This window comes from Pseudomonas sp. TMW22091 (genome assembly GCF_022496705.1).
Classification (GTDB): domain Bacteria; phylum Pseudomonadota; class Gammaproteobacteria; order Pseudomonadales; family Pseudomonadaceae; genus Aquipseudomonas; species Aquipseudomonas saxonica.
This window is the reverse complement of sequence record NZ_SCFI01000001.1, coordinates 226,275-246,328: the sequence shown is the minus strand read 5'-3', so window position 1 is coordinate 246,328 and position 20,054 is coordinate 226,275. Positions and strand designations below refer to the sequence as shown.

19 protein-coding genes are annotated in these 20,054 nt (G+C 55.2%); 4 read left to right on the top strand and 15 right to left on the bottom strand.

All coding sequences use genetic code 11. The features are described from left to right. Nucleotides 1-3: 3 nt before the first annotated feature. Complete coding sequence (locus tag EQV93_RS01130) at nucleotides 4-783, bottom strand: hypothetical protein (protein ID WP_240890733.1); 780 nt, start codon at nucleotides 781-783, stop codon at nucleotides 4-6. 1,061 nt (nucleotides 784-1,844) lie between these two features. Here EQV93_RS01130 and EQV93_RS01125 point away from each other — a divergent pair. After that, nucleotides 1,845-2,471 carry a response regulator transcription factor gene (locus tag EQV93_RS01125; protein ID WP_122784772.1) on the top strand — a complete coding sequence of 209 codons (627 nt, stop codon included), beginning with the start codon at nucleotides 1,845-1,847 and terminating at the stop codon, nucleotides 2,469-2,471. Between the two features lie 87 nt (nucleotides 2,472-2,558). Here EQV93_RS01125 and EQV93_RS01120 read toward each other — a convergent pair whose 3' ends face one another. The 4 genes from EQV93_RS01120 to metG all read right to left on the bottom strand — a co-directional run bounded on the left by EQV93_RS01120 (nucleotide 2,559) and on the right by metG (nucleotide 6,806). Continuing rightward, complete coding sequence (locus EQV93_RS01120) at nucleotides 2,559-2,741, bottom strand: PA3496 family putative envelope integrity protein (RefSeq protein ID WP_122784771.1); 183 nt, start codon at nucleotides 2,739-2,741, stop codon at nucleotides 2,559-2,561. Between the two features lie 106 nt (nucleotides 2,742-2,847). Further along, nucleotides 2,848-3,486, bottom strand: a complete 639-nt coding sequence (gene nth, locus EQV93_RS01115; protein WP_146424976.1) for an endonuclease III — start codon at nucleotides 3,484-3,486, stop codon at nucleotides 2,848-2,850. 63 nt (nucleotides 3,487-3,549) lie between these two features. After that, on the bottom strand, nucleotides 3,550-4,545 hold the full coding sequence (gene rsxB, locus EQV93_RS01110; protein WP_146424974.1) for an electron transport complex subunit RsxB: 996 nt from the start codon (nucleotides 4,543-4,545) through the stop codon (nucleotides 3,550-3,552). A gap of 209 nt (nucleotides 4,546-4,754) precedes the next feature. Beyond that, nucleotides 4,755-6,806 (bottom strand): methionine--tRNA ligase, encoded by a 2,052-nt coding sequence (gene metG / locus EQV93_RS01105; protein ID WP_240890732.1) that lies wholly within the window; start codon nucleotides 6,804-6,806, stop codon nucleotides 4,755-4,757. Nucleotides 6,807-6,976: 170 nt separating this feature from the next. Between metG and apbC the strand changes: the two genes are divergently transcribed. Beyond that, the gene (apbC, locus tag EQV93_RS01100) at nucleotides 6,977-8,071 is read left to right on the top strand and encodes an iron-sulfur cluster carrier protein ApbC (protein ID WP_122784767.1); all 1,095 of its coding nucleotides are present in this window, start codon (nucleotides 6,977-6,979) and stop codon (nucleotides 8,069-8,071) included. Nucleotides 8,072-8,218: 147 nt separating this feature from the next. Here the strand turns inward: apbC and EQV93_RS01095 are convergent, their stop codons facing one another. Then, a complete protein-coding gene (locus EQV93_RS01095; RefSeq protein ID WP_002554837.1) occupies nucleotides 8,219-8,428 on the bottom strand; it encodes a cold-shock protein in 210 nt (69 codons plus the stop codon). Nucleotides 8,429-8,781: 353 nt separating this feature from the next. Between EQV93_RS01095 and dcd the strand changes: the two genes are divergently transcribed. Next, on the top strand, nucleotides 8,782-9,348 hold the full coding sequence (gene dcd / locus EQV93_RS01090; RefSeq protein WP_016779707.1) for a dCTP deaminase: 567 nt from the start codon (nucleotides 8,782-8,784) through the stop codon (nucleotides 9,346-9,348). Nucleotides 9,349-9,441: 93 nt separating this feature from the next. Then, nucleotides 9,442-9,642 carry a hypothetical protein gene (locus EQV93_RS01085; RefSeq protein WP_122784766.1) on the top strand — a complete coding sequence of 67 codons (201 nt, stop codon included), beginning with the start codon at nucleotides 9,442-9,444 and terminating at the stop codon, nucleotides 9,640-9,642. Here EQV93_RS01085 and pdeM read toward each other — a convergent pair whose 3' ends face one another. From pdeM to EQV93_RS01040, 9 genes are all read right to left on the bottom strand, one after another. Next, the gene (gene pdeM / locus EQV93_RS01080) at nucleotides 9,643-10,311 is read right to left on the bottom strand and encodes a ligase-associated DNA damage response endonuclease PdeM (protein WP_240890731.1); all 669 of its coding nucleotides are present in this window, start codon (nucleotides 10,309-10,311) and stop codon (nucleotides 9,643-9,645) included. Further along, a complete protein-coding gene (locus EQV93_RS01075) occupies nucleotides 10,311-12,806 on the bottom strand; it encodes a ligase-associated DNA damage response DEXH box helicase (RefSeq protein WP_240890730.1) in 2,496 nt (831 codons plus the stop codon). Before EQV93_RS01075 ends, pdeM begins: the two co-directional genes overlap by 1 nt. A gap of 79 nt (nucleotides 12,807-12,885) precedes the next feature. Next, nucleotides 12,886-13,650 carry an ABC transporter ATP-binding protein gene (locus EQV93_RS01070; protein WP_122784764.1) on the bottom strand — a complete coding sequence of 255 codons (765 nt, stop codon included), beginning with the start codon at nucleotides 13,648-13,650 and terminating at the stop codon, nucleotides 12,886-12,888. Between the two features lie 7 nt (nucleotides 13,651-13,657). After that, nucleotides 13,658-14,779: a succinylglutamate desuccinylase/aspartoacylase family protein gene (locus tag EQV93_RS01065; protein ID WP_146384083.1), complete on the bottom strand. Its 1,122-nt coding sequence runs from the start codon at nucleotides 14,777-14,779 to the stop codon at nucleotides 13,658-13,660. A gap of 9 nt (nucleotides 14,780-14,788) precedes the next feature. Next, nucleotides 14,789-15,499 carry an ABC transporter permease gene (locus EQV93_RS01060; RefSeq protein ID WP_146384081.1) on the bottom strand — a complete coding sequence of 237 codons (711 nt, stop codon included), beginning with the start codon at nucleotides 15,497-15,499 and terminating at the stop codon, nucleotides 14,789-14,791. Continuing rightward, nucleotides 15,496-16,224: an ABC transporter permease gene (locus EQV93_RS01055; protein WP_122784761.1), complete on the bottom strand. Its 729-nt coding sequence runs from the start codon at nucleotides 16,222-16,224 to the stop codon at nucleotides 15,496-15,498. The genes EQV93_RS01060 and EQV93_RS01055 overlap by 4 nt, the downstream gene beginning before the upstream one ends. Before the next feature lie 57 nt (nucleotides 16,225-16,281). Beyond that, nucleotides 16,282-17,064 (bottom strand): ABC transporter substrate-binding protein, encoded by a 783-nt coding sequence (locus EQV93_RS01050; RefSeq protein ID WP_122784760.1) that lies wholly within the window; start codon nucleotides 17,062-17,064, stop codon nucleotides 16,282-16,284. Between the two features lie 196 nt (nucleotides 17,065-17,260). After that, on the bottom strand, nucleotides 17,261-18,919 hold the full coding sequence (locus EQV93_RS01045) for an ATP-dependent DNA ligase (protein WP_240890729.1): 1,659 nt from the start codon (nucleotides 18,917-18,919) through the stop codon (nucleotides 17,261-17,263). Continuing rightward, nucleotides 18,916-19,935: a ligase-associated DNA damage response exonuclease gene (locus EQV93_RS01040; RefSeq protein WP_122784758.1), complete on the bottom strand. Its 1,020-nt coding sequence runs from the start codon at nucleotides 19,933-19,935 to the stop codon at nucleotides 18,916-18,918. Before EQV93_RS01040 ends, EQV93_RS01045 begins: the two co-directional genes overlap by 4 nt. Nucleotides 19,936-20,054: the final 119 nt, after the last annotated feature.

Genomic DNA, 20,054 nt, shown 5'->3' with positions numbered 1-20,054 from the left:
TCATCAGGCAGGGCACAAAATATTCAACTGCCGGGTTTCAATGTTGTAAGTAATGATCGTTGAATCTGCAAATGCAGAGGGTGTTTTGAAACCCATCAGAGAGCGTTTTTGAAGGTGCAGTTGTGGTTCTGACTGCGGGGTGGTCAGCAAGAGCAGCATGTCATTTTTTTGAATATGGGTGCTGTGTGTTCGTGTTCTCTTCTTGTAGGTATTCAATATGTCAGTGAGGGTATGTTTGGGCGACAGCTGTAAAGCAGAGTGACTCATGTCAATCACGTGTAAATGGCTGAACACAGTGCCTTCTAACAACAGATGATGGTCTGCCGAAGAGACGAGCGACGTTTTGGTTGAAACAGCTTCAGGGCTTGAGCCAGGGTCGTAATCCCTGTGCCCTTGTGGCAAAAAGGTGAAGCGCTGAGGGTGAAACGCGCCGGGTTTGTTATCGGGTTTGGACAGTAAGAGTGATGAGTGCTCCCGATGAGGGGCCTGTTGCTGTGCCGGAGCTTGATCGGTGTTGTGCAGGCACACTTCAGCGCAGCGATCAGCTCGATGGCTTTCTTTAGTGTGTTCCCTGGGCGTGTACAGTGTTTTGCTGTTGAAGTTCAGGGTGAGAAAGAAAAAAGTAATCAAGACGGAGGGGAATATAATCAAAAACCAGACATATATATGCTGGTTTTCACTGTCAATGTAAGGAAGGGAAACGGCTGCCGAAGTCTCAGTTAACATTGAGAAAATGGCGATTACCGTAAGGGGGTTGCTTATTTTTATGGGTCGTTTAATCATTTTAAAACCTGCATTCAATAGTGTGGCCGGTGAGTAATTGAGGTGCGTAATAGGCATGAGCGGTGGGTGATAATATTTGAAGGGTAGCGCCAAGACAGGGAAATAGATGCTCGGGTTTCAGTGGGATGTGGATTATTTACTGAAGGAAAAATCATGCAGATCGATCATGTGCTAAGTAGGGGTGGTGTTTTTTATCAGGGTTTGGATGGGTGTTTCGATAGGTGGGTTATTTTGACTTTTTTAGTAGGGTAAATCTTTGAGTAAAACTTGAGAGGTGTTTCTTCCGGTTTGTAGGCGAGGTGATAGGGTTGTGCGCTCTAGGTATTTGTTATTAAGTGTTTTCTGATTTGCTTGTAGTCCTAATCTTTATGTTTGGTTTGGTAATATTTCTTATAACAAAATAGGCTAGGGTTTTTAGAAAGTTAGTGTTAAAGGTGCTGCGTGGCAGGTATTTATGTTCAACGTGCGAAGCATTTTTTGTCTACGTTGTTGGTGACGTTTCAGGGGGGCTGGAAACGCTGGAGTTCGATGCATGAGCATATTTTTACCAAGGTAAAGTATCGCCTTGGTTGTGTTCTGCATTGGTTTTTTCGTAGGCGGATTTTTAATTGTCCTGTGCTGTTTTTGTCGTGTTGTTTATCCTGTGTTAATCAGAAAATAAGGAGGGTTAAGGTTGAATGGATACGTTGATGAGCTATTGTTTGAATATCGTATTTGGTTTTTAATGACGAAGGCAGATTTGTAAAAGGATAAAACCAGATGGAATCAAGTCAGGGCATTTCCGGTTAGTGGTATAAGGAAGAGACCGCTCATCATTAGAATTTTCTTTTTAAATATGAAGATGGACCTGCATATAGGGAGCTCGCACGCTGAGCATTTTGCGAGAGGATGTAGCAAGAGCTTAATATTTATGAGTGATTTTTTTGTAGGGCAAATCTTGATTGTCCGTAGGAAATGTCTTTGGCTGTTGGTGCTTGGGGGGGAGTGCTATGCCCAGGGTGTTGTGACTAGGCTATTGTGCTGGCTCTAAAATTCGAACAGCGAAAAAATTGGAATTACCCATGAATAAAGTGCTGATCGTGGATGATCATCCTGTCATTCGTCTTGCTGTACGCATGCTTATGGAACGACATGGCTACGAAGTTGTTGCAGAGACGGATAATGGAGTAGATGCATTACAACTCGCGCGCGAACACGCGCCTGATATTGTAATTTTGGATATTGGAATTCCGAAACTTGACGGGCTTGAAGTCATTGCGCGCCTGTCAACACCAGTTGTGCCTATTAAGGTGTTGGTGTTGACGTCTCAGGCGCCGGGTCATTTTTCCATGCGCTGCATGCAAGCAGGGGCCGCTGGCTATGTTTGCAAACAGCAGGACTTAACTGAACTGTTGAGTGCAATTAAGGCTGTGCTATCGGGATATAGTTATTTTCCAAATCAAGCGTTGCACTCAGTTCGCTCAAGTTTAGGCAATGCGAGTGAAGCGGATATGGTGAATCGCCTCTCAGGGCGGGAGATGATGGTTCTACAACAGTTGGCCAGAGGTAAAAGTAATAAAGAAATAGCAGACGGAATGTTTCTGAGTAACAAAACCGTCAGCACCTACAAAACGCGCCTTTTATTGAAGCTTAATGCCCGTTCGCTGGTTGATCTCATTGAGCTTGCACAGCGTAATGGGTTGGTCTGATTAGAGTCAGGCTTGAAGCCTGGATTCTTCTGCCTTGCTGAACACAAAAAGCCTCCGCTTCAGGAGGCTTTTGATTTTTTCTTAAGCTCATAGATCGTAAGGGTAATCTTCCAGCTCTTTCTGAAGACGCTTTTCAGCCAAAAGCGCATCAATAGTGCGGCGCTTTGCTAGGTTGGTTTTAGCGACTTCCGCAGGGGGTTCCACAACCTCATCCTGGTCTACGACAGGAAAATCTTCTTCTACTTCCAGTTCTTCTTTGCCAGTGCTCATTCAGTTCACTCCAGGCTAAGACGTGTAATGGCGCCTCTTATAGCGATAATCGCTTCAAGCGTAAAAAAGATTTTCTCAATCGATCAACCCATAAAATGACTATCACTCAATCGTCAGAGGTTTTGTCCTTGTAATCACACAGGTCCTCAATGCGGCAGCTGCCACAGCGTGGTTTTCTTGCCTGGCAGACGTATCGGCCATGCAAGATCAGCCAGTGATGTGCGTCCATCAGGTAGGGCTTGGGAACAAATTTCATTAATTTCTGTTCGACCTCCACTACGTTTTTACCCGGTGCGATTCCGGTTCGGTTGCTCACTCTGAAGATGTGAGTGTCAACTGCCATGGTTAATTGCCTGAAAGCAGTATTGAGCACGACGTTTGCCGTTTTACGACCCACGCCTGGAAGTGCTTCCAGTTCCTCTCGGGTTTGCGGCACCTGACCACCATGCTTTTCAATTAGCAGGCGGCAAGTTTCAATCACGTTCTTGGCCTTGCTGTTGTACAGGCCAATCGTCTTGATGTACTCGGACAGTCCTTCAACCCCCAGAGCGTAGATGGCTTCTGGTGTATTCGCGACTGGAAACAATTTGGCCATTGCCTTGTTCACACTCACATCAGTGGCTTGAGCAGACAAAATTACGGCGATCAAAAGCTCGAACGGAGAGGAATAGGCCAGCTCAGTTTTGGGCTCGGGATTGTCTTCGTGAAACCGGCGAAATATTTCAAGGCGCTTGGCGGCATTCATGGATAAAGCGTTTCCTGGAGAGGCGGTCCGATAAACGAGTAAAGCTTGATAGGGTGCAACGCACTATTGGATTTTGTCTGGCTCCAAAGCAGTCAGGGTGGATTCTGCCAGCCTTACTGCTTCCTCCAGCAGCCCCAGTTGTGGGCTCGAAAGCTCTTGGGCGATGGCCTTTTTGAGATCGGCACGACGCATGGCGAGCTGTATTTTTGCCCGTTTGAGTTCTGCAGTATTGGCGACAGGAGCGGGTGTCGAGATCTCGGTTCCTGCTTCCAGTCGAGCCAGTGCGCGCTCTGCCAATTCAAATTGCTGCTGGAGCGAGACCAGCTGGGCTTGTTGGGAGGCCGTTGGGGGGTGGCCGAATGCCTTCAGTGATTTATTCAGTTGTGCGCGTGCCATAGCGAGCGACACCTTGGCCTTTTTCAGTGCCGCTTCATTTGGGTTCGCAGCGGCACTTGTCTCCCTTGCAAGTAGTTCAGGGGTTTGAGCGGGTGTAGGCGAGCGCTGGAGGCGTGCCAGTCGTTCTGCCTGTCGGTGCTGTTCTTCGCGTTGAAGGCGCTCCTCACGGTGTTCATGGCGGATGCGTGCGTGGGCTCGCTTTTGCAGGCGTGCTGTCAGGTCTTCTGATTCGTAAGCAAAGCCGCTGACAATGGGTGTGACATTGGCAGGTAGTGGCCGCATTTCAATGCAATCCACCGGGCAGGGGGCGACACATAGATCGCATCCTGTGCATTCGTCCACAATCACGGTGTGCATTAGCTTGGCGGCACCGAGAATTGCGTCGACCGGGCAAGCTTGTATGCATTTGGTACAACCGATGCATTCTGCTTCGCGAATGTAAGCCACTTGTGCGGGGGCGTTACCGCGTTCAGTGTCCAGTGCGATCACGGGAATGCTCAACAAATTCGCCAAGGCAGCGATTGTTTCGGTGCCTCCGGGCGGGCATTTGTTGATTGCTTCGCCTTGGGCAATACCCTTTGCATACGGTTTGCAGCCAGGGTGTCCGCATTTTCCGCATTGGGTTTGCGGTAGCAAGGCATCAATTTGTTGAATCAGACTCATGGCGTGATCAGTCCAGCGACAGTGGGTCGCACCTCGGCGGCACTCATTGTGCGCAGTGATTAATTAGGGTGGGGTGATCAAATATCAATGTCAGGTCTGTCATGGTCGGTAAAGGCGAACGAGCAGAACTGAGCAGGCGGGAAGATCATAAGCAGATAAAGGATGAATGTCCGCTAACAGCTGGTGAGCTGTTAGCGGATTTTGAAGCTTTACTTGATTCGTTGACCCGGCTTGGCGCCGCTGTCCGGGCTTAGCAGGTAAATTTCTTCACCGCCTGGGCCGGCAGCCATCACCATGCCCTCTGAAATACCAAAACGCATTTTACGCGGCTTCAAGTTGGCAATCATCATGGTGAGACGGCCTTCCAGCTCAGCCGGATTCGGGTAAGCGCTTTTGATACCAGAGAATACGTTGCGTTGCTCGTCACCGATATCCAGCGTCAGGCGCAGCAATTTGTCAGCGCCCTCTACCGCTTCGGCTTTAACAATCAAGGCGACACGCAGGTCGACAGCGGCAAAAGCATCGAAGTCGATTTCAGCTGCCAACGGCTCTTTAACCAGCTCGCCGTTGCCTTGCGGTGGTTGAGCGCCAGTATCCGTCTGGCTGGCTGCCAGGTCTTCTTTGGAGGCGTCGGTCATGGCTTGTACTTTTACCGGGTCAATACGGGTCATCAATGGTTTGAATGCATTCAACTGATGGTTGGTCAGCAAGACGCGGTGATCATCCCACGTCAGCGGTTCGACGTTCAGGAAGGCTTCGGCATCGGCGGCAAGCACTGGCAAGACCGGCTTGAGGAAGATGATGAGTTGGCGGAACAGGTTGATGCCCAGCGCGCACACGGCTTGAACTTCATCCTGCTTGCCTTCCACCTTGGCCATTGCCCACGGTGCCTTGTCAGCAATCCAGGCGTTGGCGCGATCGGCCAGGCCCATGATTTCACGCATGGCGCGGGCAAAATCGCGAGCTTCATAGGCTTCGGCAATGCTCGGTGCTGCCTCTAGAAAAGCGTCGGTCAGCTCAGGAGCTGCATTGCCTTCAATCAGGATGCCGGCGTTACCTTTTTGAATGAAGCCTGCACAACGACTGGCAATGTTGACTACTTTGCCGACCAGATCCGAGTTGACCTTCTGTACGAAGTCTTCAAGGTTCAGGTCAAGGTCATCGACGCCACGACCCAGTTTGGAGGCGTAGTAGTAACGCAGGTATTCCGGCGACAGGTGGTCCAGATACGTGCGGGCCTTGATGAAGGTGCCGCGTGATTTGGACATCTTCTGACCGTTGACGGTCAGGTAGCCGTGCACGTTGATTGCAGTTGGCTTGCGATAGCCTGCGCCTTCAAGCATGGCGGGCCAGAACAGCGCGTGGAAGTTTACGATGTCCTTGCCGATGAAATGGTACAGCTCGGCGGTGGAATCCTTGGCCCAGTAGGCGTCGAAGTTCAGCTCCGGACGGCGGGCGCAGAGGTTTTTGAAGCTGGCCATGTAGCCGATCGGAGCGTCTAGCCAGACATAGAAATACTTGCCAGGCGCGTCCGGGATCTCGAAGCCGAAGTAGGGTGCATCGCGGGAAATATCCCACTGCTGCAAGCCTGCATCCAGCCATTCGGCGATCTTGTTGGCCACGGCATCTTGCAAAGCGCCGCTGCGGGTCCAGCTTTTCAGCATGGCGTCGAAGTCAGGCAGCTTGAAGAAGAAGTGTTCGGAGTCTTTAAGGACTGGCGTGGCACCCGAAATCGCTGACTTGGGATTCTTCAGGTCAGTCGGGGCGTAGGTGGCACCACATTTTTCACAGTTGTCGCCGTACTGATCTTCCGCGCCGCATTTGGGGCAAGTGCCCTTGATGAAGCGATCGGCCAGGAACATTTTCTTTTCCGGGTCGAAATACTGGGTGATCGAACGGGTGGCGATATGGCCAGCCTCACGCAATTTGATGTAAATCGCACTCGACAGCTCACGGTTTTCTTCGGCGTGGGTCGAATGGAAATTATCGAAGTCGACGAGGAACTCTGCAAAGTCGGCGCTATGTTCAGCCTGCACGTTGGCGATCAGTTGCTCGGGGGTGATGCCTTCTTTCTCGGCTCGCAACATGATTGCCGAGCCGTGGGCGTCGTCTGCGCAGACATAGGTGCATTGATTACCGCGATGCTTCTGGAAGCGCACCCACATATCGGTCTGGATGTACTCAAGCATATGGCCAAGATGGATTGAACCATTGGCATAGGGCAGGGCGCTGGTGACGAGGATCTTGCGTGGCTCGGACATGGGGCTCGGCTACTTGATGAGACGGTGGTCGGCCACTATAAAGCGCCGGGCAATTTATTTCACCCCGTGGGCGACTATCTGGGTGATTACGGTGTTTTAGATTGTGTTTAGGGTGCTTTTTTACAGGTACGATAGCGGCCTGTTTTTACTCAGTCTTTCGGGAGTTGCCCATGAGCGCAGTGAATCGCGCGGCGGTGGAAGCCGTCCTTCGCCAATACACCGACCCTTATTTGAATCAGGACCCCGTCAGTGCGGGCTGCGTGCGCAACATCGAGGTTCAGGGCGAGCACGTCAGTGTTCAGCTTGAGCTGGGCTATGCCGCAGGCCTGTTCAAGAACGGTTGGGCGCAAATGCTGCAAATGGCCATCAGTAATCTTGACGGTGTTTCCTCTGCCAAGGTCGAGGTTAGCTGTGTGATTGCCGCGCATAAGGCGCAAGCACAGATTCCCGGCCTGGCCAATGTGAAGAACATTGTGGCTGTCGCTTCCGGCAAAGGCGGAGTAGGAAAATCGACCACAGCCGCCAACCTGGCGTTGGCATTGGCGCGTGAAGGGGCCCGGGTCGGGATACTGGATGCAGATATCTACGGGCCGAGTCAGGGTGTGATGTTTGGTATCCCAGAAGGCACGCGCCCTCAGATTCGTGATCAAAAGTGGTTTGTGCCCATTGAAGCTCACGGTGTTGAAGTGATGTCCATGGCATTTCTGACCGACGACAACACCCCGATGGTGTGGCGTGGCCCGATGGTGTCCGGTGCACTGTTGCAATTAGTGACGCAGACGGCCTGGAATGATCTGGACTATCTGGTTATCGATATGCCCCCCGGCACGGGTGACATTCAGCTGACGCTGGCGCAGAAAGTTCCGGTGACGGGGTCGGTCATTGTGACCACGCCGCAGGATCTGGCGTTGCTGGACGCGCGCAAAGGTGTCGAGATGTTCCGCAAGGTGAACATTCCGGTATTGGGCGTAGTGGAAAATATGGCTGTGCATATTTGCTCTAATTGCGGTCATGCCGAGCATTTGTTTGGTGAGGGTGGTGGCGAGAAGCTGGCGACTCAGTACGGTGTTGAAGTGCTGGCGTCGCTGCCGTTGTCCATGGACATTCGCGAACAGGCCGACCGTGGCAAGCCAACGGCCATCGCCGATCCGGAGAGCCCGATCGCTCTGATCTATCAGGAACTGGCTCGCCACGTGGGTGCTCGCATCGTTCTGAGCGAAGCGACTTCGCAAGCGATGCCGACGATTACCGCCAGCGACGACTGATCTGTTTGTCAGCTCCTACAGGGTTCTAATAGGACCTTGTAGGAGCGGGCTTGCTCCCGATGCCACCTGTAGCCCGCGGTTTCATTTTCTGCAGGCATAAAAAAACCCCGCTTTTGAGGGCGGGGTTTTTTACTGGATCAGTACAAGTTAGATAACTTGAACTTCCTCAGCTTGCATGCCTTTCTGACCGCGAGTAGCGATGAAAGAAACCTGTTGGCCTTCTTTCAGGCTTTTGAAGCCGTCGGATTGGATTGCTTTGAAGTGAACAAACAGGTCGTCACCGGATTGTGGAGTGATGAAGCCGAAGCCTTTTTCATCGTTGAACCACTTAACGGTACCAGTTTGGCGATTAGACATGGTGTAACTCCTTGAACAAAGATAACTGCGACGCAGGAAAAGCCCTGGCCGAGACTGAGTGCAAAGAGCAGGAAAAATTCTTGGAGATGGTTGGATCGAAATTCAACATATCGTGTAGAGATTCTCAGTGACACAAGCAACACAGTGGCGCCACCTTAACGCTTTTTTCCAAACGTGCAAAGGGTCTTTGCGAAGGTTTCTCTAAAAACGTGACTGGCGGTTGCCCTTGCACCCTGTATTCACGGCTTCTTAAGCTATTTTCAATATTTTTCTTCCAGATTTTTGAACCGGGCCTTATGGGGCGGTAAGATGCCGATCAGAATTTTTCTACCTCGCTATTCAGGACACCCGCCATGAGCATCAAACCAGACAAGTGGATTCGCCGCATGGCGCAAGAGCACGGCATGATCGAACCTTTCGTCGAGCGGCAGGTGCGTGAAGAGGGTGAGAACCGTCTTATCTCCTACGGCGTATCGAGCTATGGCTACGATGTGCGTTGCGCGAATGAATTCAAGGTGTTCACCAACATCAATTCGGCAACCGTTGATCCGAAGAACTTCGATGCCGGCAGCTTTGTGGATGTCACGAGCGATGTGTGCATCATCCCGCCCAACTCTTTTGCGCTGGCGCGCACGGTTGAGTACTTCCGCATCCCGCGTAACGTGCTCACCATCTGTCTGGGTAAAAGCACCTATGCACGGTGCGGCATCATCGTTAACGTCACGCCGCTTGAGCCTGAATGGGAAGGTCACGTAACACTGGAGTTTTCCAACACGACCACGCTGCCGGCCAAGATCTACGCCAATGAAGGTGTCGCGCAGATGCTGTTCTTTGAATCCGACGAAGAATGTGAAGTGTCTTACAAGGATCGCGGCGGCAAATATCAGGGTCAGCGCGGCGTCACCTTGCCGCGTACCTGATGACCTTAGGGAATTCTTGAGCGATTTTGCACTCTATTGAGTGTATTCCCGGTTGCGCACCCCGCGGGCCGGATTATCGCTCAGGAGTGCCCTATGAAGATTGATCCGAGTATCCAAGCCCAATTGGCAAGCCTTGAGCCCAATCAGGTTGGGCTGTTGGCGTGGTCACTCCTCGCCCAGCCTCATCTGCAAGCCGGTGGTATTCCCGGCCAGCCTGATCCGGACACCCCGCAGCCCACTGAGCCCGGCGTACCGACCATTCCTGACGAGCCACCACCCGCTCCCGTGGCGTAATCAGACGAATGTGGTCAGTGGCCATACGGCCCCGTCTGCAACCAGATAAATACAATGGTTGCTGGCGCCAGCGTCGATATTCATCCCGCCTGTGAAAGCACCAAAAGCCGGTAACAAGCTAATGCGCTCACCCAGGCAGAAGCAGGGGGCGCGCACACTTTGCCGGCCTCTGCCCTGCAGTCGATAAGTAGGGTGTACATGCCCGGCCAGCACGTGATGGGTCGGGTGCGGCACCGGCTCGTGTTGCAAGGCAAAAGGCGCCATCAGTAACGGTTCTGCCACGACTTCTATGCGCAGTTGCGCAGGTGGATCGCCGGCGCGTAAATCGTGATTGCCGCGAATCAGTGTCAACTTCAATTCAGCGTGTCGTGCTCGCCATTGTTCAAGCAAAGCCAGTGTGCGAGGCGCGTGAGACTCTTTGGCGTGTAAGAAATCCCCCAAAAAGATGATCTGCTGGCAGTCATACTCGGCCAGAAGCTGATCAAGTACGTCTAAGTTGGTTTGAGTGGTACCGACAGGGACCGGTTGACCAAAACGTCGATAAGCGGCCGCCTTGCCGAAGTGTGCGTCGGCGATCAGCAGTGCCCTGTGACGCGGCCAGTACAGGGCTTTTTCTGCCAGCAAGCAAATGTCTTCGTCCGCGAGAGTGACGGTAAGTGCGCGTTTCATCATTTTTTCGAGCCTTTTGTCACCGCCGCTTCAAGATCCTTGACCATTCGGGCCACGCGGTCGGCGAGTTTTTCGGTGCTCAGACTTTCACGAAAGCGTTCCACCAGCAGGGGGAAGGCAAAAGGCGTGGCGCGCTTGATGAGTTGCAGATCCAGCGTACGCGCACGAATGTCCTTCAGCGTGAGTTCAAGGCGCGTAATATCCAGCTCCTGACGCAAGACTTCCTCTTCAGCTTGTGTGAGCAGGAGGTTGTCAGGGTCGTAGTTTTTGAACACCTCGTAGAATAATCCGCTTGAAGCTTGCACTTGCCGCGTGCTTTTTTGCGCGCCGGGGTAGCCACCAAACACCAGACCGGAAATGCGTGCAATTTCGCGAAAGCGTCGCAAAGCCAGCTCTCCGGCATTGAGACTGGCCATAACATCGGCCAACAGATGTTCTTCGCTGAATAATTCGGGTCGCAATAGCGCTGACCAATTCACTTCGGTCGCACACAGTAGCTCGAAACCATAGTCGTTGACTGCGATTGAAAAGCTCAACGGTTGTTGTCGGCTGATGCGCCATGCCAGCAGGCTGGCCAGCCCCAGGTGCACCTGACGCCCGGCGAACGGGTAAATAAACACGTGCCAGCCTTCACGAGACTTAAGGGCTTCGGCCAGAAGTGTTTGGCTGCCGGGCAGCGCTGACCATTGCTGTTGGACTTCTAACAAAGGCCTTACCGCTTGCATTTCGGGGCCCTCGAAGTGCCCGTGACGAGCCGCGTCCAGTTCGGCCACAACAGCCTCTGCCAGTTCGCTGGACAGCGGCATGCGGCCTCCGTTCCAGCGTGGCACGGCCGCTTTTTTGCCCGTAGTGCGTTTTACATAGGCGGTCATATTTTCAACCCGCACCAGCTCCAGCAAACGTCCGCCAAACAAAAATCCATCGCCGGGTTTGAGGCGGGCGATAAAGCCTTCCTCCACGCTGCCCAGCGCCTTGCCGCCACCACCTTTACTCCAGTATTTGAGCTGAATACTGGCATCGCTGACGATAGTGCCGATGCTCATGCGATGGCGTCGTGCCAGCCGGGCATTGGGCACTTGCCAGCGGCCCTCTGCATCCGGCTCTACCCGCTGATAGTCGGGGTAGGCCGTCAAAGAGTGGCCGCCGTGGCGGACAAACGCCAAGGCCCAGCGCCACTGTTCGTCACTCAAGTCCTGATAGGCCCACGTACTGCGCACTTCGGTGAGCAGTTCGTCAGGTCTGAAACCACCAGCCAGTGCCATGCTCACTAAATGCTGGACCAGCACGTCCAACGGGTTGCGCGGGGATTCGCGCGGTTCGATCATGCGTGCGGCCACGGCCGCTTTGGCGGCCGCCGCCTCAACGAGTTCCAGACTATGGGTGGGCACCAGGGTCAGCCGCGAGGCCCGGCCCGGTGCATGCCCCGAGCGGCCTGCGCGCTGCATGAGGCGGGCAATGCCTTTGACTGAGCCGATCTGTAAAACGCGCTCAACGGGCAGAAAGTCTACTCCCAGGTCCAGGCTGGAGGTGCACACCACAGCTTTGAGCCGCCCCTCCTTAAGGCTTCGTTCCACCCAGTCGCGTACCTCGCGGGCCAATGAACCATGATGTAAGGCGATGAGCCCGGCCCAGTCGGGGCGAGCCTCCAGTATGGCTTGATACCACAGCTCTGACTGCGCTCGGGTATTGGTGAAAATCAGGCAACTGGAACTGCTCTCAACCTCGGCAATCACCGCAGGCAGCATGCGCAGGCCGATATGCCCGGCCCAGGGGAAGCGTTCAAGCGTGGGTGGCAGCAAGGTGTCGATGTGCAAGTCCTTGATGACTTTGCCCTCCACGCTCACCCCGTCGCCTTGAGGGAGCAACACTTGCTGGGCGTGTGCCTGATTGCCCAGCGTGGCAGAAACTCCCCACACGATCAGTGCAGGATTCCAGTGCCGCAGGCGAGCGAGGGCCAGTTGTAATTGCACGCCGCGCTTGTTGCCGATCAATTCGTGCCATTCGTCCACCACAACCATGCGCAGATGACTCATTTGTGTCTGGGCATCGGCTCGGGTGAGCAAGAGGGTCAGGCTCTCGGGCGTGGTCACCAAGGCGCTGGGCAGACGTCGGCCTTGGCGGGCACGTTCGCTGCTGCTGGTATCGCCGGTGCGTAAACCCACGCTCCAGGGGATGTTCAGCTCTGCCAGCGGCGCCTCAAGGGCGCGGGCCGTGTCTGCCGCCAGCGCCCGCATCGGGGTGATCCACAGCACGGTGAGGGGCGCGAATGCAGGTTTACGCGCGCGAGGGGGTGCGCTTGGGGCGGGTGGCGTTGAGGTTGCAAAGCGATTCAGAGCGCCAAACCACACGGCATAGGTCTTGCCCGCGCCTGTCGACGCATGCAGCAAGCCCGATTGCCCCTGTTGAATGGCGGCCCACACCTGGCGTTGAAAGCTGAAAGGCTTCCACTGGCGGCTGCTGAACCACTGGGTTGCGTAGCGGGATGAACGTGCCATGGCGAGTGCGACACTCTGAGTGGGCTTGTTTCAGAGACCGCACGCGACCGGCATTAGTGCCGAATAAAACCATCCTGGGCTATTTCAGATTGCCACTGAGAAACTGGCGCAAGCGCTCGCTCTTGGGGTGGTCGAGTACCTCTTGAGGGGGGCCTTGTTCTTCGACCAGACCTTGGTGCAAGAACATCACCTGACTTGCGACTTTGCGCGCAAAGTTCATTTCGTGGGTCACCATGATCATGGTGCGGCCTTCTTCGGCCAGCCCTTGAATGACCCGTAACACTTCACCCACCAGTTCTGGGTCAAGCGCTGAGGTCGGCTCATCGAACAGCATGACTTCGGGTTCCATCGCCAGTGCCCGTGCGATCGCTACGCGTTGCTGCTGGCCGCCTGACAGGAAAGCCGGGTATTGATCCGCGACGCGGGACGCCAGCCCTACTTTGTCGAGGTAGCGTCGGGCGCGTTCTTCAGCCTCCTTTTTGCTGACGCCCAGCACCCGGCGCGGTGCCAGGGTGATGTTCTCCAGCACAGTCATATGGCTCCACAGGTTGAAGTGCTGAAAGACCATGGCCAGGTGGGTGCGCAAACGCTGCAGCTCATCGTCGCTGGCAACCCGCATGCCGTTTTTGTCGGTCACCATGCGAATCAACTGTCCATCCAGTGTCATTGCGCCGTCGTTGGGTGTTTCGAGAAAGTTGATGCAGCGCAAAAAGGTGCTTTTGCCTGAGCCGCTGGCGCCGATCAGACAAATGACATCCCCGGTTTTGGCCTTGAGCGACACCCCTTTGAGCACCTCATTGTCGCCATAGCGTTTATGCAGGCCTTCAACGGTCAGTTTGTACATGCACACCTCAAGCAGAAAGAAGGTAGCCGCTTCGATAAGCGTCACGGCTGGCCACGTGGGCGATCACCATGCCCGCAGTTGCCATCCGCCTTAACGAGCGGGCGAAGAGCAGGCCGGCGCGGGTGGCATGCACCGGTGTCAGGCGGTCACTGACAGGATCAATGATTTCGGCAATCATCTGGCCGACCTCGATCCAGTCGCCAGGTTTTGCGCTAAAAACCAGTAACCCGCCCACCGGCGTTGCAACAGGCTCTACCCCGGCCAATGGGGTGGCGGGGTAAAGCAGCGGCGGCAAGGGGTTGGCGGCTCCTGAAATCGCGCCAAAGTCGATCAAGTAATCAATCAATGCCTGGCAATCTTGCTCGGCGTAGGCATGGCTGACATCGCCCTGGCCGCGCAGCTCAACGGTGACGGCAAAACAGCCCTGCGGGATGGCATAGCAATGCTCAAAGCGTTGTTGCAATTGCCACCACAGCAAGGGCAGGCATTCGTCAAATGACTGGCCGCCCGAGTCCGTTGCCAGCAGGCTGGCTTGAGCGCCCAGATAGCGCGCCAACGGCTCAACCTGCGGCCAGGCTTGCGGCGTGGTGTAGAGGTGGGCCACGGCCTCAAAGTCGCAGTGCAAATCCACGATCAGATCGGCGTCGCAAGCCAGCGTTTGCAGGGTCAGGCGTTGTGAGTGCAGTTGCGTCGTCGGTGTTTGCGCCGACATGGCCTGACGCAGATGATGGCGAATCAGTTGCAGATTATGCGCAGGGTCCTGGTTTAACTGGCCTTCTAGCTCGTCACCGATTTGCGTGCTGAGGTCGAGGAAGTTCCGATTGAAGTTTTGCCCGCTTTCAAGCTCATAACGCCCCAACGGAATGTCCATCAGCACTTGGTCAAGGCCCACCGGGTTAGCGACGGGCACCAGCACGATTTCACTGCGTAACAGGCCGGCGCTTTCCAGTTCGGCCAGCCGCTGCTTGAGGTGCCAGGCCACCAACATGCCAGGTAGCTCATCGGCATGCAGGGAGGCTTGTATGTAGACCTTGCCCTGTGGAGCGGCAGGGCCGTAGTGGAAGCTGTGGATATGCCGTTCTGTGCCGGGAACAGGTGCCAGCAAGGGATGGGACTGATGTCGCTGCATGTGAAAATCCTAGTGAGCAGGCCCAAGGAAGGCTAACCAGCGGCGTTCTGCCAAACGAAACAAACCGACCAACATAAAGGTAATGCTCAGGTAAATGACGGCTGCGATACCGAATGATTGAAAGGTCAGAAACGTCGCTGAGTTCGCGTCCCGGGCCACCTTCAAAACATCGGGGATGGTTGCGGTAAAGGCCACGGTGGTCGAGTGCAGCATCAAGATCACTTCATTGCTGTAAAACGGCAACGAGCGCCTCAAGGCCGAAGGCATGATCACATAAGCATAAAGTTTCCAGCCGCTCAGGCCGTAGGCTTTGGCCGCTTCGACTTCCCCGTGAGCCATGCTGCGAATGGCCCCGGCAAAAATTTCGGTGGTGTAGGCGCAGGTGTTCAGGGCAAAGGCCAGAATCGTGCAATTCATGGCATCGCGAAAGAACGCATCCAGTTGGGGTTGGGCGCGAACGGCTGCGATGCTGTAAATCCCTGTGTAGCAAATCAGCAGTTGGATATACAGGGGCGTGCCGCGAAACAGGTAGGTGTAGAACTGTACCGGCCAGCGTACCCAGGGGTTGGCGGAGACCCGCGCAATCGATAGCGGGATCGACACCACAAAGCCGATCACCAGGGCGGCACTCAATAGCCACAACGTCATTGCCAGGCCGGTCAGATGATAGCCGTCGCTGTAGAGAAACGGGCGCCAGTATTCTTGCAGTAGCTCAATCATCGCACCGCCTCCCGCACGCCTGCGCCGTAGTGGCGTTCCAGCCGGCGGATGACGAAGTTGGAGGCACTGGTAATGGCTAGATAGATCAGCGCGGCGATGACCAGAAAATAAAACAGTTGATAGGTGCTTTTGCCTGCATCCTGCGCCGCCTTGACCAGATCGGCCAGGCCAATGATTGACACCAGTGCGGTGGCCTTGAGCATCACCATCCAGTTGTTGCCGATGCCCGGCAGGGCGAAGCGCATCATTTGCGGGAACACCACATAACGAAACCGTTGCCCGCGTTTGAGCCCATAAGCGGTTGCGGCCTCAACCTGACCACGGGGCACAGAGAGGATTGCCCCGCGAAAGGTTTCGGTGAAGTACGCCCCGTAGATAAACCCCAAGGTGATGACCCCGGCACTGAACGGGTTGATTTCGATGTACTCCCATTCCATCGCGTCCGTAAGGCTCGTTAACCAGGTTTGCAGGCTATAGAAAATCAGCAGCATCAGCACCAGGTCGGGAACGCCGCGAATCAACGTGGTGTAGAGCTGAGCGGGGAGGCGCAGCACTTTAAGGCTGGAGAGTTTGGCGCTGGCGCCCAGCAAGCCGAGCAGAACGCTCACTGCCAGCGACAGTACCGATAACTTGAGGGTCATCCACGTGCCTTCCAGCAACAGCGGGCCAAAGCCCTGAAGGCTGAGAGATGAAAGCCCAAGGTTTTGCAGCAGAGTATCGACCATGACAATCAAACCTGTGGCGTGTCGTAAAGCGCCCACTGGGCAGTGGGCGCCGGGGTTTTACTTGCCGCTGTACAGGTTCAAATCACCGAAGTGTTTTTTCTGGATTTTGCTGTAAGTACCGTCGTCATGTAACGCTTTGATACCTTTGTTCAGCAGGGCTTGTAGCTCTTTGTTACCTTTATTGATACCGATGGCTGTCTTCGAGGGCAGCAGTTCACTGTCTACCGGTTTGCTGACTTCATAACCGGCGCCTTGCGGTGATTTCAAAAAGCCCAGCTCGGCTTGCAACATGTCTTGAATCGATGCGTCCAGGCGGCCAGAGATCAGGTCTGCGTACACTTGGTCCTGGTTGGCATAGGCCTGTGTTTTAACCCCGGCTTTGTCCAGAACCGCTTTGGCATAGGCTTCTTGAATGGTGCCTTGCTCATAGCCGACAGTTTTGCCTTTGAGCGATTCGGGGGTTGCGTCCAGGCCCGAGCCTTTTTTGAACACGAGAGAGGTCGGCCCGGAGAACAGCTCATCGGAGAAATCGATGACCTTTTCGCGGGCGGGGGTGACGGTCATGGACGAGATAACGCCATCAAATTTTTTGGCTTTAAGCCCCGGAATCATTCCGTCGAAATCGGATTCGACCCATTTGCACTTCACTTTCAGTTCCGCGCAGATGGCATTGCCCAAGTCGATATCAAAACCCACCAGGCTGCCGTCGGCAGCTTTGGACTCAAAAGGGGCGTAGGAAGGGTCTACACCAAAGCGCAGCTCTTTGTACTCTTTGGCAAACGCGGTGCCCGCAGCCATGCATAAGGTGAGTGCAGAAAGGGCCAGAAAGACTTTTTTCATTATTCATTCCCTAAAACCATTGAGCGCTTATGGCGCGTGAGTACTGTTACTGCAAAGCCACGACAGAGGCGCAGTAGCAATTTCCGATCCAAAGTCGTATTGCCAGTCGGTAAAAGGGCTGAAAAGGGTCAATTAGGGTTGTAAGTGTCCATTTTGGAGCACGAACACGGGGGCGCGCCAAAACAGGGCGAACGCCTCAATTCAATAAGGCACTGAGTGTTTCCAGGCTGTCGGCGTCCTGGATGCCCTTGTCATGCCGCCAACGCAGCATGCGCGGAAAACGCACGGCAATGCCGCTTTTATGGCGTTTTGACAGGGCGATTCCCTCAAAGCCCAATTCAAACACCAGGCTGGGCGTGACGCTGCTGACCGGGCCGAATTTTTCGACCGTGGTTTTGCGCACAATCGCATCCACTTTGCGCATTTCTTCATCGGTCAGCCCGGAATATGCCTTGGCGAACGGGACTAGTTGGCGGTCGGCTTTTTCGGCGGGCCCGTCCCATACGGCAAAGGTGTAATCGCTGTACAGGCTGGCGCGCCGGCCATGGCCGCGCTGAGCGTAAATCAATACTGCATCAACGCTGAACGGGTCGACTTTCCACTTCCACCACACGCCCACCTCCTTGGTGCGCCCAACGCCATAGTGAGCGTTGCGCGACTTGAGCATCATGCCCTCAACTCCGAGGCTGCGTGACGCGAGGCGCTGTTGGGCCAGATCCGCCCAGTCTTTGCCCTGCAGGACAGGAGACAGCCGCAAGCACGGGTCGCTGCTGGTGTTGACCACGGACTCCAGTTGCTCTCGGCGTTGGTGTTGGGTGTGTTGGCGCCAGTCGTCGCCTTGCCATTCCAGCAGGTCATAGGCCAGCACGACGACGGGAATATCGTTGAGTATTTTTTTGCTGAGGGTTTTTCGGCCGATCCGTTGTTGCAGCAGGGCGAAAGGCTGGACGGCCGGCGTCTTAGCATCGGCAGAGTCTTTCCAGACAACGATTTCACCGTCCAATACCGTGCCGTCGGGCAAATCGAGAGCCATGCGCTGCAATTCCGGAAAGCGTTCGCTGATCAGCTCTTCGCCTCTTGACCATATCCAGACCTGTCCGTCCCGTTTGACGATTTGGGCACGGATGCCGTCCCACTTCCATTCCACCTGCCAGTCGCTGCATGGTCCCAGTTGTGCGTCGAACTGTTCTATTGGCAGTTGCAGCGGGTGAGCCAGGAAAAAAGGGTAGGGCTGGCCCCCGCGCAGGGCGTGTTCGTCAGCGGACTCAATGGCGATCAGCTTGAGGTAATCGGCCGCGGTGGGTGTGCGTGAGAGTTCGGTATAACCCACCAAACGCTGAGCCACGCGTTTGCTGTCGACTCCGGCTAATGCAGCAAGGGCGCGGGTGATCAGTAACTTGGAGACGCCCACCCGAAAGTTGCCGGTGATCAGCTTGATGCACACCATCAGGCTTTGTTGATCCAGTTGCGCCCATAACTCCGGTAATCGCTGCGCCAAGTCTGCTGGCGATTGACCGCGCAAGGGCAGCAATTGCTGTTCAACCCACTCGGCCAATCCGGCTTCGCTAGTGTGGCGGTTTTCAGGGAGCAACAGGGACAAGGTTTCAGCCAGGTCCCCGACCGCTTGATAGCTCTCTTCAAACAACCACTCGGGTAAGTTCGCCAATTGCATGCCGATTTCACGTAAAACCCGGCTGGGTACCAATTGCCGTGGCCGCCCACCGGCCAGGAAATACACGGCCCACGCCGCGTCACTGGGTTGAGCCTGGCTGAAGTAGCCTTGCAACGCGGCCAGCTTGGCATTGCTGGACGTTGTGGCATCCAGCTCACTGTATAACTGCGCAAAGGCTTTCATGGGGCAGGCTCCGGTTCTGGCATCGCCTCTTCGTCGTCCCCGTACTCAGTGTTGAAGCCCTGAGCGTTGAGGCCTTTGTCGCTCAGGTAGCGCACCAGCGTTGCCACTGATCCGTGGGTCACCATCACCCGCTCGGCGCCGGTTTGCTCAATCGCCCACAACAAACCCGGCCAGTCAGCATGGTCGGAAAGCACAAAGCCACGGTCTACGCCCCGGCGCCGACGAGGTCCTCGCAGGCGCATCCAGCCGCTGGCAAACGCGTCGCTGTAATCGCCAAACCGGCGCATCCAGGTGCTGCCGCCCGCAGACGGCGGCGCCAGAATCAACGCCTGACGAAGCAGCGGGTCGTTTTTCTTTATGTCGCCGGCATACAGCGTCGGCGGGATGAAAATGCCTGCGTCGCGATAGACGCGGTTCAGCGGCTCGACTGAACCGTGGGCGACGATGGGGCCGAGGGTTGAATCTATCCCGTGCAAGATGCGTTGTGCTTTGCCGAACGCATAACAGAACAGCACGCTGGCTTTGCCCTGTTGCTGATTGGCGCGCCACCAGTGATTAATTTCGGCAAATATCTCGGCTTGAGGCTGCCAGCGGTAAATCGGCAGGCCAAAGGTCGACTCCGTGATGAAGGTGTGACAGCGCACAGGTTCGAACGGTGCGCAGGTGCCATCGGGTTCGACTTTGTAATCCCCCGACGCGACCCACACCTCGCCCTCGTACTCAAGCCGAACCTGGGCGGAACCCAACACATGACCGGCTGGATGAAAGCTGAGGGTGACACCCTGATGTTTGAGCGTTTCGCCATACGCGAGGGTTTGCAGGTTAATGTCCTGCCCCAGTCGCGCGCGCAGAATTCCAGCGCCGGGTTCTGCGGCTAGATAATGAGAATTGCCCGTACGGGCGTGGTCGCCATGGCCGTGAGTGATCACTGACCGCTCCACGGCACGCCATGGGTCGATGTAGAAATCACCGGGCGGGCAATACAACCCTTCGGGGCGAGCGATAACAAGGTCCATAAGCATGCCGGGGCAGAGGGCTTGTTAATTGAGAGCGCTGGGCAGGGCGGGAAGTTCGATCCCGAAGTGCAACGCCTGTAGCCGCTGTCGAGTAATGCGAGGCTGCATTCGACGATGCA